Origin of the sequence: Ornithinimicrobium sp., from assembly GCF_051004135.1 — a bacterium.
In the GTDB taxonomy this organism is placed as follows: Bacteria; Actinomycetota; Actinomycetes; order Actinomycetales; family Dermatophilaceae; genus Ornithinicoccus.
In genome coordinates this window covers 19,571-31,299 of sequence record NZ_JBPCKQ010000190.1, presented here as the reverse complement: position 1 = coordinate 31,299, position 11,729 = coordinate 19,571, and the positions used below count along the sequence as shown (strand labels likewise).

The window sequence follows — 11,729 nt, the reverse complement described above, 5'->3', positions numbered from 1 at the left end:
TGAGCGCGACTCCTACACCCGGCACTACGCCGTGGTGCACCGCGGGGCGCACCAGCTGGCCGAGGAGGCCACCGAGGCGTTCGAGGCCGCGCGGGCAACCGTCGCTCGCTTCGTCGGTGCCGACCCCGGCGAGGTCGTCTTCACCAAGAATGGCACCGAGGCGATCAACCTCATTGCGTATGCCGTCAGCAACGCCGCCGCTCCGGGGGCGGTCGCCGGCGCCGACCCGGAGGTCGCCGCCCGGCTGCGGCTCGGACCGGGTGACGAGATCGTGGTCACCGAGATGGAGCACCACGCCAACCTGGTGCCGTGGCAGGAGCTGGCCCGACGCACCGGCGCGACCTTGCGCTGGATCGGGGTGAGCGACGACGGTGAGCTGGACTCGCCGCATACCGTGATCGGGGCCAGGACCAAACTGCTTGCGCTGACCCACGTGTCCAACGTGCTGGCCACGCACAACGACATCGCACCGTATGCCGCCGCTGCCCGCGAGCACGGCGCGCTGGTGGTGCTCGACGCCTGCCAGTCCGTTCCGCACCTGCCGGTGGACGTCACCAAGCTGGACGTGGACTTCTTGGTCTTTACCGGGCACAAGGTGCTCGGCCCGTCAGGCATCGGCGTGCTGTGGGGGCGGCGCGAGCTGCTGGAGGCCATGCCGCCGTTCCTGACCGGCGGCTCGATGATCGAGGTCGTCCGGATGGAGGGCTCCACCTATGCGCCGCCGCCGCAGCGGTTCGAGGCCGGCGTGCCCGTCGCCGCGCAGGCGGTCGGGTTGGCCGCAGCCTGCGACTACCTCGACGAGCTCGGGATGGACCGGGTCGCCGCGCACGACCAGGCCCTGACGGCATACGCGTTGGAGTGTCTCGCGCAGCGTCCGTGGGTGCAGATCCTCGGGCCCAGGGACCCGGCGCGGCGGGTCGGCGCCGTCGCCTTCACCGTCGACGGGGTGCACCCGCACGACGTCGGCCAGGTGCTGGACGACCAGGGCATCGCCGTGCGCACCGGACACCACTGCGCCTGGCCGCTGCACCGTCGGCTGGGCCTGACCGCCACCACCCGGGCCAGCTTCGGTGTCTACACCACGACCTCCGAGATCGACGCGTTCGTCGACGCGCTGGACCGGGTGCCGCAGATCTTCGGGGTGAGCGCCTGATGGACCTCTACGGTGAGCTGTTGCTCGAGCACTCCAAGCGCCCGCTGCATGCCGGGTTACGCGACGACGCCGACGCCGAGGTGCACCACGTCAACCCCACCTGCGGCGACGAGCTCACCCTGCGGGTCCACCTGGACTGGACGGCCGGCGATGACGGGGCGGTGCTGCACGACCTGTCCTACGACGCGCTGGGCTGCAGCATCTCGATCGCCGCGACCTCGATGCTCGCCGAGGAAGCAGTGGGCCGTCCCGTCGCCGAGACGCTGGCCACCTACGCGCAGGTGCACGCGATGTTGACCTCCAAGGGGCAGGACCCCGGCGACGCCGAGCAGATCGGCGACGCCGTAGCGCTGGCCGGAGTGGCGAAGTACCCCGCCCGGGTCAAGTGCGCGCTGCTGGGCTGGAGCGCCTACCTCGACGCTCTGGCCCGTGCCGGAGTCGACATCGCCACCGCCACCGCCAAACGTGAGACCGTAGACCAGAACCCCACTGCCAGGAAGGTTGACCAATGAGTGAGACCACCGCCGTGCCCAACGTCGCCGACGTGGAGGAGGCCCTGCGCGACGTCGTCGACCCCGAACTCGGGATCAACGTCGTCGACCTCGGCCTGATCTACGGCGTGACCGTCGATGCGCAGGCGCACGCCGTCATCGACATGACGCTGACCAGTGCCGCCTGCCCGCTGACCGACGTCATCGAGGAGCAGACCGCGCAGGCCCTGGAGGGTATGGTCGCCAGCTACCGGGTCAACTGGGTCTGGATGCCGCCCTGGGGTCCGGACAAGATCACCCCCGAGGGCCGTGAGCAGCTGCGCGCCCTGGGCTTCAACGTCTGAGGTGACCTCCGGACCCCGTCGGGTCGAGGTCGCGCCGCAGCGGCTGACCCGCTGGGTCGAGGGTTTCACCACCCGGCACGGTGCGGTGACCTGGGGGCGGGACGACACCGCTTACCTGCTGGTCGGTGCAGACGGGAGCACCGCCCGGATGGAGTCCTGGAACCCACCGCTTGACGTAGCGCCGCCGCCCGACCTGCCCGGGTGGGTGGCGGCGCCGTCACGGCTGGGTCTGATCCTGGTCCGCCGCGGCGGGTATGCCGTGGGGCTGGCCGAGGGGGACCGGCTGGTCGCGCACAAGTGCGGCACCCGCTATGTGCAGTCGCGCACCGCGGCCGGCGGGTGGAGTCAGCAGCGGTTCGCCCGGCGCCGGTCCAACCAGGCGGATGCCCTGGTGGGCTCGGTGGCGCAGCGGGCGCAGGCGATGCTGGGGGAGGGGCGGTTGGACGCCCTCGTGGTGGGCGGTGACAAGGCGCTGGTCCGCGAGGTCCTCGCCGTCGACCGGCTATCGGGGCTGGCTGCGCTGCCTCAGCGCGCCTTCCACGATCTGCCCGACCCGCGGCTGGTCGTGCTGGAGAAGACGCTGCAGCGCGCCCGCTCGGTGCAGCTCACCCTGACCGACCCCACCCCGTGAGGCGAGACGCTAGTAGGCGGGATGTGAGCGGCAGCAGGGTCGGCCTGACCTCCAGACCATCGGCCTAGTTCCGGACCATCGCCTCAGCTGCACAACATCGCGCTACAGCGCGATTGTGTGTCACGAAGGCGCTCTCCCCGCGAAAGAGGGCGACCCTCGGAACGGGGAGGTGGTCCGGGCTCACTGCTGCATCGACTCGACTTCACCGAGGTCAACCGCTTCGTCGAGTTCGGTGCCGAGCAGCTCTGGTTTGAGCGGCCGCTCACTTGACCTCGGCTCGCAGCGCGCGGCGAACGCCGATCGCCAACGGGATGAAGATCCACAGGAGCGTGGTGACTCCCAGATGGGTCCACAGCGGGTCGGTGCGCACGAGGTCCTCATCGCCGACCCGCCCAACCACGCTGCCTGACCGGAACGATCAGGTGGGCCACATGTGGTCGTTGATCACGTGGGTGGCGCCGGCCTCCCGGTCCTTGACGCGGTAGGTCAGCCGCTGCTTCCCGCAGCGCCGACACTCCTGATGCACACCCCCGATCGACGCTGCCTCGACGTCCTTGAGCAGCTCCCACTTATGACCGCGGATTCTACAGATTACGGACCGCATGGCATCCACCTCATCGAATTGCCTGTCCACCTCATCGTACTCTCGTCGGGCGGGAGCGGACTTCCGGTGGTACTGGGTGGCACGCCTGCTGTCCGTCCTCGGTGCTCAGAGCACGTATGCCGCATATTGCTTGCTGGCGCTGGCTCTGTTCGACGACCCGTTCCGGGCCGGCCTGGTCACTGCCGCCAGCTACGGCTCGACCCGTCTTCGGTGCGGCGTCGAGCGCTGCGCTGCCGGACCTGGTCCCGCGGCACCGACTGTCGGCGGCGTCGTCGGCCAACGAGGGTCGCGATGCGACCCTGTCCATGGTCGGACCGGTGGTCGATGGGGCACTGATCGTTGTCGCGACCTGGGCGCCGTTCGCGTTCGCGGCGCTCACCTTCGCCATGTCGGGGGCCTGCTGACGCGCATCTCCACGTCGCTGCGGGTGCCCGAGGAGGATCGGACCGCCCCCGGTCGGGCTCGGCGCGACGAGGTGCTTGCCGGCTTCCACGTCGTGCGCTCCGACACGGTGCTGCTGCGCAGCATCGTCTTCCTGTCCGGCATGGGTTTCGTCCTCACCGCATCGTTCTTCACCGTGATGGAGCTCTTCAACAGCCGGGGCAGCACCCTGCAGGCCGGTGTTGTCATCGCTATCCAGGGAGCCGGGCTGCTCGCCGGCTCGGCCATCGCCCCGGTCCTGGGAGATCGGCTTCGACCGCTGACCGCCTTCGCGATCCAGGGTGCCCTGTGGACCCTCGGTCTGGCCGTCATCGCCTGGTCACCCACGCTACTGGTCACCGGTCCGGCGCTGGCTGGTATGTGGGCGGCTGTCCCTACCGGACGGGTGTCCTTGCAGTCCTACATCGCCGACGAGGTGCCGATAGGTCTACGGGGTCGGCTGCACAGCGTCCGGTTCGTGACCTCCGCCCTGACAACCCCGCTCGGTCCGCTGGCCGCGGGGGCGGTGCTGTCCTCGTGGTCGTCCTCGACCGGGCTGTGGGGCTTGGCGGCGCTCAGCTTGATCGTGACGGCGAGCAGCACTGTGGATCGACGCCAAGCGACGGGTCGATGAGGTCGCGGTCCCGCTGCCAATACGGGTCGGGTGCCCCGGCAAACGCGCCGGCATTCTCCGCACAGAGCGGCGCCACGGCGGCGGACCAGCAGGGCACGAGGCGGGCAGCAGGGCGCCCGGAGACGGTGATCTCGATCTGCTCGCCGCAATGGACGCGACGCACGAGCGCTGCCGCATGCTGGCGCAGCTCGCCTACGCTCACAGAGGCCACGGGACAACGGTAGCCGCTGCGACGTCGCGGCTACCGGGATCGACTAGCGTTGCAGCTGCCCCACCAGAGCCGATGCCAGGGCGGCGCCGGACAGGTATGCGGCCTCGACTCGTGGTCGGTCCGACCAGGCGTCGCCGCAGAGGCCGATGCCCGCGTCACTGAGATGGTGGTCGACGTCCCGAGCGCCGGTGGGACGGGCGAAGGACCATCGGTGCTGGTCGGTCCACTCCGGCTGCTCGGCTATCCCCATGAGTGACATCAGCCGCCGGAGCATCGGCTGCGTCGCCGACTCAGGGCTCTCCAGGTGCTCAGCGGCCAGGGCCGGGGTCGAGTGGGCCACCAGGACGGATGCGTCGTCCCCGCGGCGACGGCCGTCGTCGGCGATCCAGGCCAGCTGGTCGTCGCCGTTCACGAAGGCACCGTCGAAAGCCTCGTCCCACTGCCGCGACGCCCAGCCGGCGCTCAGCGCCAGCACCGGCTCGAACGGGTCCGCGAGCTGCGCGACCTCGGCGCTCAGGTCTGGGCTCAGCAGCCGATCTGCCTGCGGGTCGGGCATGGCCAGCACCACCGCCTGCGCCGGCCGGTCGTCCACGAGCAGACCGCCAGATCCGCGACTGACGGACGTGACGGTATGCCGTTCGACGGCCAGTCCGTCAGCCAGATCCTCGACCAGTCCGCGCAGACCACCTGGAGCGCCCCAACGCAGCGAGCCCTGCTTGGGCTCGGCGCGTGCTCCGTCCTCGAACACGTCGAAGGTGTCGGTCCACGGGCGCGCCAGACCGCGGGCGGCCCAGTCGTCCACCACAGCCTGGAAGCGCTCGTCGCTGACCGTGAAGTAGGACGCGCCGGTGTCGACCGCGCGCGCGTCGATGTTCTTGACCGCCATCCGGCCGCCCAGTCGGCGCCCCCGGTCGAGCACCTGCACGTCGACCCCGGCCTCGGCCAGAACACGAGCACAGGAGATGCCGGCGATCCCGCCACCGATCACGATCACGGGGTCCGCTGCTGTCATGTGGCCATCCTCTCAACAGGCTCAGCCATCGAGGCTCGCGGCGTTGAAGGTGTCGCACTGCCGGGGGTCACCGGTGTCGTAGCCGACCATGAACCAGTGCTGCCGCTGGGCCGACGACCCGTGCGTCCACGCCTCGGGCTCCACCCGGCCCTGGGTGGTGCGCTGGATCCGGTCGTCACCCACCGCCTCGGCCGCGGACAGAGCCGACTCGATCTGCTCCGGGGTGATCGGCTCGAGCAGCGTCTCCCCGTCGGCGTCCTGCGTCTGCGAGGCGTGCGCCACCCAGGCCCCGGCGAAGCAGTCGGCCTGCAGCTCGGTGCGCACCGCACCGGACTCCGGGCCCTGCCGGTCCTGCTGCGAGCGGGCCAGCACCCCGGTCAGGTTCTGGATGTGGTGACCGTACTCGTGCGCCACGACATACATCTGCGACAGCGGGCCCCCGTCACCACCGAGCCGCTCCAGCTGGTCAAAGAAGCCGGTGTCCAGGTAGATCGTGGAGTCCACGGGGCAGTAGAACGGGCCGACGCTGCTGTCGGCGCCCCCGCACCCGGTCTGCACCGAGCCGTCGAAAATGACCGTCGGGGCCTCCCGGTAGTCCCTGAAGGCGCCGCTCCAGTAGTCCTGCACGCTGATCACCGTGCCCACCATGCGGCAGTCGACATCCTCGTTGGCGTCCGCGCCGGTCCGGCACTGGGGGAACGCCTGGGAGGTGCCGCTCTGCGCATCGGCGTCGCTGACGTAGGGGGAGGAGTAGTCGACCTGGCCGCCGGAGACGGTGCCGCCCGGCAGGCCGGAGGGGTCGCCGCCGTGCAGGTAGACGAGCACGGCGATGAGCAGACCACCGATACCGCCACCGGCGGCGACGCCACGCCCACCGATACCGCCACCGCGCCCACCTCGGCGCACCTGGTCGGTGCTGAGGCTGGCATCGTCACGAAACGTCATGGGGCTCCCTCGGAATCGGCGCGGCCATCAACATACTGCCCCGTACACTGGAGCCCTGCCGCCCGGAGCGAGCATCGGCATACCCACCCTCTTTGTGAACCAGGAGTACCACCCGTGATCGTTGCCTCCGGCCTTGAGCTGCGCGCGGGCTCCCGACTGCTGATGGACGATGTGTCCTTCCGCGTCGCGCCGGGTGATCGCGTCGGGCTGGTCGGGCGCAACGGCGCGGGCAAGACCACGCTGACCCGGGTGCTGGCGGGGGAGGGTGAGGCCGCGGGCGGCACCATCACCCGCGGGGGTGGGGTCGGCTACCTGCCGCAGGACCCACGCACGGGCGATCTGGAGATGCTCGGTCGCGACCGGATCCTGTCGGTCCGCGGTCTGGACACGGTGGTGCGGGACATGCGCCGCACCGAGCAGGCGATGGCCAGCACCGATGAGATGGAGCGGGAGAAGGCGATGAGCCGCTACGCGCGGCTGGAGGGGGAGTTCACCTCTCGCGGTGGGTATGCAGCCGAGTCCGAGGCCGCGTCGATCTCCAGCAGTCTGGGGTTGCCCGAGCGGGTGCTCGACCAGCCGCTGCGCACCCTGTCCGGCGGGCAGCGTCGGCGCGTCGAGCTGGCCCGGATCCTGTTCTCGGGCGCTGACACCCTGCTGCTGGACGAGCCCACCAACCACCTCGACGCCGACTCGGTGGTGTGGCTGCGTGACTACCTCAAGACCTACCCCGGCGCGCTGCTGATCATCTCCCACGACGTGGCACTCATTGAGACTGTCGTGACCAAGGTGTTCTACCTCGACGCCAACCGCGCCCAGCTCGACGTCTACAACATGGGCTGGAAGCACTACCTGACCCAGCGGGAGAACGACGAGCGGCGCCGGCACCGGGAGCGCAACAACGCCGAGAAGAAGGCGCAGACCCTGCTGGCGCAGGCCGACAAGATGCGGGCCAAGGCCACCAAAGCGGTGGCCGCACAGAACATGGCCCGCAGGGCCGAGCGGCTGCTGGCCGGGCTGGAGGACGAGCGAGCGCACGAGAAGGTCGCGGCGCTGCGCTTCCCGACGCCGGCCGCGTGTGGGCGGACCCCGTTGACCGCGGAGAGCCTGTCCCGCTCCTACGGCTCGCTGGAGATCTTCACCGACGTCGACCTGGCCATCGACCGCGGCACCAAGGTGGTCGTGCTCGGCCTCAACGGTGCCGGCAAGACCACGCTGCTGCGACTGCTGGCCGGCATCGATGACCCGGACACCGGTGAGGTGCGGCCAGGGCACGGGCTGAAGCTGGGCTACTACGCCCAGGAGCACGAGACTCTCGACACCAGCCGCTCGGTGCTGGCCAACATGAAGTCCGCGGCGCCGGACCTGGACGAGACCGCGACCCGCAAGGTGCTCGGCTCGTTCCTGTTCTCCGGTGATGACGCGCTCAAGCCGGCCGGGGTGCTATCCGGTGGTGAGAAGACCCGCTTGGCGCTGGCCATGCTCGTGGTCTCCGCTGCCAACGTGCTGTTGCTCGACGAGCCCACCAACAACCTGGACCCCGCCTCGCGCGAGGAGGTGCTGGGTGCGCTGCGCAACTACGAGGGCGCGGTGGTGCTGGTCTCGCACGACGAGGGCGCCGTGTCCGCGCTGGAGCCCGAGCGGGTGCTGCTGCTCCCCGACGGTGTCGAGGACCACTGGAACAAGGACTACCAGGACCTGGTCGCCCTCGCCTGAGCCCGTGGTCGAGCGACGGTCACGTGCCCACCGACCGTTGTGCGCGCCACCGTGGCGTGCGCAGGGCGCGCCCGCGCGCACAACGGTCGGCAGTGGGGCCTGGCGACGGTCGCGTGGCCGATGGTCGACGCGGTGAGGTGAGGGAGGCTCGTCCCGGATTGAGGCACGGTGCGTGCCTGACCTGCCGGAATAGCCCCAGGTCGGCTCGGCGTTGAGGGGCCGAGGACGCAGGAGGCGATCAGATGGCGATGCCAGGCATGAGTAGGGGACCGGCATACCGCACGTTCAGCAGGGACCGCTCGGTGGCTGAGCGAAAGATCCGGGACGACACGGTGCGCCGAGTGCTGGCCTACGGCCGCCCGATGTGGCGCCAGATCGCGATTTTCCTCGTGCTCACCGTCTTCGGCGCGATGCTGGTCGTGGCCACCCCGCTGCTGCTCGGGCGGATCATCGACGACGGTGTGACCCCGGGCAACCTGGTCGTCGTCTACACCCTCGCGGCACTGGTCGCTGTCCTGGCGCTCGTCGAGGCCGTGCTGACCGTGGTCACCCGCTGGTTCTCCGCCCGGATCGGGGAGGACCTGATCCTGGACCTGCGCAAGGAGGTCTTCGGGCACGTGCTGCGCCAGCCGATCGCGTTCTTCACCCGGGCGCAGACCGGGGCGCTGGTCAACCGGCTCAACACCGACGTCATCGGCGCGCAGACCGCCTTCACCTCCATCCTGTCCGGACTGGTCAGCAACGTGGTGACCCTGGTCATCGTCTTGATAGCGCTGGTGTCGCTGTCCTGGCAGATCACGATCCTGGCCGTGCTGCTGCTGCCGATCTTCCTGGTCCCGGCCAGCTTCATGGGCTGCCGGCTGTCGACGCTGACGCGCACCCAGATGAACCTCAACTCCGAGCTCGCCAGTCGGATGACCGAGCGGTTCAACGTGGCCGGCGCCCTGCTGGTGCGGCTGTTCGGCCGGCCCGAGACCGAGGCGAGCGAGTATGCCGAGCGCGCCAAGGGGGTGCGCGACACCGGTGTGGCCATCTCGGTCAATCGGGTCGTCTTCGCCGCCGGCCTGGGGCTGGTCGCGGCCCTGGCCACCGCCCTGGTCTACGGTCTCGGCGGCGCGATGGCCGTCTCCGGCAGCCTGACGACCGGGTCCCTGGTCAGCATGGCCGCTCTGCTCAGTCGCCTCTACGGCCCGCTGACCGCCCTGTCCAACGTGCGCATCGACATCATGACCGCGCTGGTGGCCTTCGAGCGGATCTTCGAGATCGTCGACCTCAAGCCGCTGGTCGCCGAGGCCGAGCACCCCACGCCGCTCCCACCGGGCCAGGTCGGGATCACCTTCGAGGCCGTCGACTTCGCCTATCCCGAGGGTGACACCGTGGGGCTGTCCTCCCTGGAGCTGCGCCCCGGCGCCGAGCACGCGGACGGCAGCGCCGTGCTGCGCGGGGTGGACCTCGACATACGACCCGGTCAGCTGGTCGCGCTGGTCGGCCCCAGCGGGGCCGGCAAGACCACGCTGACCACCCTGGTCTCCCGGCTCTACGACCCCACCGCGGGCACCGTGCGGATCGGCGGGGTCGACCTGCGTGAGGCCACGATGGCCTCGCTGCGCGACACCATCGGCGTGGTCAGCCAGGACGCCCACATGTTCAACGACAGCATCCGGGCCAACTTGCACTACGCCATGCCCGAGGCGAGCGAGCAGGACATGGAGCAGGCGCTGCGCGGTGCGCAGATCTGGAGCCTGATCGAGCGGCTGCCCGACGGCCTGGACACCGTCGTGGGCGACCGCGGGCACCGGCTGTCCGGCGGGGAGAAGCAACGTCTGGCCATCGCCCGGCTGCTGCTGAAGTCACCCAGCGTCATCGTGCTGGACGAGGCCACCGCCCACCTGGACAGTGACTCCGAGGCCGCGGTCCAGCGAGCCTTGGACGAGGCGCTGCAGGACCGCACCTCGCTGGTCATCGCGCACCGCCTGTCGACCGTGCGCAACGCCGACAGCATCATCGTGCTGGCCGCGGGCCAGGTCGTGCAGCGTGGCACGCACGAGGAGCTGCTCGCCGAGGGCGGGATGTACCGGATGCTCTACGAGACCCAGTTCGCCACGGACCCGGTCCAGGTCGGCGCGGGCACCGGCTCGGAATGAGCCCCGAGCGCCGGGGCGCGCGGGCCGGTCGGTCGGCACGACCAGGGTCGGCTCACTCGTCCTCGTCGTCCCAGATGCGGGTGCGCTTGGCTGTGCGGGGTATGTCGTTCGCCGGTCCGCCTGCTTCCCGGGCGTCGCGCCGGGCCAGCAGCACCACCAGCACCACGCCCAGGGGAGCGGTGAGCCACCACTGCAGGGCGTAGGCGAAATGCGTGCCCAGCCCGGTGTCCGGAGGGTCGGCGGCGGCCGGGCGCTCCGGCGCGGTGGCGCTGCTGGGCACCGACTCCGCATCGAGCACCAGGTAGGCGTTGTAGAGCTCGTTGCCGGTGCGCTGGGAGGCCTCTGTCAGGTTGATCGAGGCCAGCTGCCCCTCCGGCATCTCCCGCTCCAGATCCTCCTCCCCGGGCCGCAGCCAGCCGGTGACCGTCAGCTCTGCGTCCGGCACGGGGGGCACGTCCGGCAGGGTGGAGGCATCTGCGGCGTTGCGGACCCAGCCGCGGTCCACCAGCAGCGCAGCCCGGCCCTCGGCGCCGGACCCGGCCGGGCCCTCGGGCACGAACGGCACGACCACCGCATACCCGTAGACTCCCCGGTGCGGGCGGTTGCGCACCAACAGCTGCTCGTCGACCAGATAGTGCCCGGTCACCTCCACCCGGGTCCAGTCCTGAGCGGGCCCCAGAGGATCCTCCGCCGAGGCCAGGGCGCTCGTCAACGGAACGGGCTCCGCGTCGTAGTGCTGCTCGACGCGGTCGCGGGCAGCCACCTTCGCCTCGTGCCGGGAGTACTGCCAGTTGCCCAGCAGCACCGCGACGACCGCGAAGACCGCGGCCAGGGCCAGCGCGAGCAGCCGCCGCGGCGTCAGCAGGGTGGACAGGAGGGACAACGCAGGTCAGCCGTCATCGGGAGTCAGCTCGCCCACGGCCAGCACCTCGATCAGGAAGCCACGAAGGTCGACGAAGGTGCGCAGGTGCTCCACGTGGTCGGGGCAGGCCACCCACACCTTGCGCCGCTGCTCGGTGTGAATTCGGGGGTTGCGCCAGATCACGGCTCGCGTAGCCTCCTGCCGACATCCCTTGGCGCTGCAGACCAGATCGGCCCCTGGGGTCACGACCGGTCGTGACCGGGGGGAAGTGCCCGCACGGGGGACCGGGGTGCCTGGTTGCTGCCCCGATGGTCCACGTTGTTGGCCAGCATCACCGCGAACGACGGGATCAAGATTGCGGCCGCCGCCAGGGCCGAGCCGATGATGATGTGTCCGCTGAGCAGGGCCCACACGGACAGTGGGAAGGCCAGGATGCGGAACGTCATGGCGATCAGATAGGTCCGCATACGCCCGGCTCGATCCTCCTGCCGGGAGCGCGGGGCCGAGGTCACGGCCTGCGGCTGTTGCGGAGTGCGCATGCCTCTACTGTACGGCTACGGTGTGC

General features: G+C 70.5%; 16 protein-coding genes. 8 read left to right on the top strand and 8 right to left on the bottom strand.

Annotated features, from left to right (window positions below):
- The 4 genes from ACR2FV_RS13380 to ACR2FV_RS13365 form a co-directional block, all read left to right on the top strand.
- Positions 1 to 1,153 (top strand): aminotransferase class V-fold PLP-dependent enzyme (locus ACR2FV_RS13380; protein WP_434016190.1); only part of this gene is annotated, 1,153 nt, incomplete at its 5' end.
- A complete protein-coding gene (gene sufU, locus ACR2FV_RS13375) occupies positions 1,153 to 1,665 on the top strand; it encodes a Fe-S cluster assembly sulfur transfer protein SufU (RefSeq protein WP_434016189.1) in 513 nt (170 codons plus the stop codon). The genes ACR2FV_RS13380 and sufU, both read left to right, overlap by 1 nt.
- On the top strand, positions 1,662 to 1,988 hold the full coding sequence (locus ACR2FV_RS13370; RefSeq protein WP_434016188.1) for a metal-sulfur cluster assembly factor: 327 nt from the start codon (positions 1,662 to 1,664) through the stop codon (positions 1,986 to 1,988). Before sufU ends, ACR2FV_RS13370 begins: the two co-directional genes overlap by 4 nt.
- 1 nt (position 1,989) lies before the next feature.
- The gene (locus ACR2FV_RS13365) at positions 1,990 to 2,619 is read left to right on the top strand and encodes an acVLRF1 family peptidyl-tRNA hydrolase (RefSeq protein WP_434016187.1); all 630 of its coding nucleotides are present in this window, start codon (positions 1,990 to 1,992) and stop codon (positions 2,617 to 2,619) included.
- A gap of 262 nt (positions 2,620 to 2,881) precedes the next feature.
- On the opposite strand, the gene ACR2FV_RS13360 is transcribed toward ACR2FV_RS13365, so the two are convergent.
- On the bottom strand, positions 2,882 to 3,019 hold the full coding sequence (locus ACR2FV_RS13360; RefSeq protein WP_434016186.1) for a hypothetical protein: 138 nt from the start codon (positions 3,017 to 3,019) through the stop codon (positions 2,882 to 2,884).
- An 18-nt stretch (positions 3,020 to 3,037) separates the two neighbouring features.
- Positions 3,038 to 3,223, bottom strand: a complete 186-nt coding sequence (locus ACR2FV_RS13355) for a hypothetical protein (RefSeq protein WP_434016185.1) — start codon at positions 3,221 to 3,223, stop codon at positions 3,038 to 3,040.
- Positions 3,224 to 3,339: 116 nt separating this feature from the next.
- Between ACR2FV_RS13355 and ACR2FV_RS13350 the strand changes: the two genes are divergently transcribed.
- A complete protein-coding gene (locus tag ACR2FV_RS13350) occupies positions 3,340 to 3,627 on the top strand; it encodes a hypothetical protein (protein ID WP_434016184.1) in 288 nt (95 codons plus the stop codon).
- A 23-nt stretch (positions 3,628 to 3,650) separates the two neighbouring features.
- Positions 3,651 to 4,277 (top strand): hypothetical protein, encoded by a 627-nt coding sequence (locus tag ACR2FV_RS13345; RefSeq protein WP_434016183.1) that lies wholly within the window; start codon positions 3,651 to 3,653, stop codon positions 4,275 to 4,277.
- Here ACR2FV_RS13345 and ACR2FV_RS13340 read toward each other — a convergent pair.
- From ACR2FV_RS13340 to ypfJ, 3 genes are read right to left on the bottom strand one after another with little or no spacing between them, the layout of a single operon-like run.
- Positions 4,219 to 4,479 carry a type II toxin-antitoxin system Phd/YefM family antitoxin gene (locus tag ACR2FV_RS13340; RefSeq protein WP_434016192.1) on the bottom strand — a complete coding sequence of 87 codons (261 nt, stop codon included), beginning with the start codon at positions 4,477 to 4,479 and terminating at the stop codon, positions 4,219 to 4,221. The genes ACR2FV_RS13345 and ACR2FV_RS13340 overlap by 59 nt on opposite strands.
- Before the next feature lie 52 nt (positions 4,480 to 4,531).
- Positions 4,532 to 5,500 carry an NAD(P)/FAD-dependent oxidoreductase gene (locus tag ACR2FV_RS13335; protein ID WP_434016182.1) on the bottom strand — a complete coding sequence of 323 codons (969 nt, stop codon included), beginning with the start codon at positions 5,498 to 5,500 and terminating at the stop codon, positions 4,532 to 4,534.
- 21 nt (positions 5,501 to 5,521) lie between these two features.
- Entirely contained in the window at positions 5,522 to 6,445 is a 924-nt protein-coding gene (gene ypfJ / locus ACR2FV_RS13330; protein ID WP_434016181.1) for a KPN_02809 family neutral zinc metallopeptidase, read from the bottom strand.
- Between the two features lie 114 nt (positions 6,446 to 6,559).
- Here ypfJ and ACR2FV_RS13325 point away from each other — a divergent pair, with 114 nt between their 5' ends.
- Both ACR2FV_RS13325 and ACR2FV_RS13320 read left to right on the top strand, forming a co-directional pair.
- The gene (locus ACR2FV_RS13325) at positions 6,560 to 8,158 is read left to right on the top strand and encodes an ABC-F family ATP-binding cassette domain-containing protein (protein ID WP_434016180.1); all 1,599 of its coding nucleotides are present in this window, start codon (positions 6,560 to 6,562) and stop codon (positions 8,156 to 8,158) included.
- 242 nt (positions 8,159 to 8,400) lie between these two features.
- Complete coding sequence (locus ACR2FV_RS13320; RefSeq protein ID WP_434016179.1) at positions 8,401 to 10,302, top strand: ABC transporter ATP-binding protein; 1,902 nt, start codon at positions 8,401 to 8,403, stop codon at positions 10,300 to 10,302.
- Between the two features lie 52 nt (positions 10,303 to 10,354).
- Here ACR2FV_RS13320 and ACR2FV_RS13315 read toward each other — a convergent pair whose 3' ends face one another.
- Genes ACR2FV_RS13315 through ACR2FV_RS13305 form a run of 3 tightly spaced genes read right to left on the bottom strand, consistent with a single transcriptional unit; the run spans position 10,355 to position 11,703 of the window.
- Positions 10,355 to 11,185, bottom strand: coding sequence for an SURF1 family cytochrome oxidase biogenesis protein (locus ACR2FV_RS13315; protein WP_434016178.1), 831 nt, complete (start codon positions 11,183 to 11,185; stop codon positions 10,355 to 10,357).
- Between the two features lie 6 nt (positions 11,186 to 11,191).
- Positions 11,192 to 11,410: a hypothetical protein gene (locus ACR2FV_RS13310; RefSeq protein ID WP_434016177.1), complete on the bottom strand. Its 219-nt coding sequence runs from the start codon at positions 11,408 to 11,410 to the stop codon at positions 11,192 to 11,194.
- Positions 11,407 to 11,703: a DUF3099 domain-containing protein gene (locus ACR2FV_RS13305; protein WP_434016176.1), complete on the bottom strand. Its 297-nt coding sequence runs from the start codon at positions 11,701 to 11,703 to the stop codon at positions 11,407 to 11,409. The genes ACR2FV_RS13310 and ACR2FV_RS13305 overlap by 4 nt, the downstream gene beginning before the upstream one ends.
- Between the last annotated feature and the right edge of the window lie 26 nt (positions 11,704 to 11,729).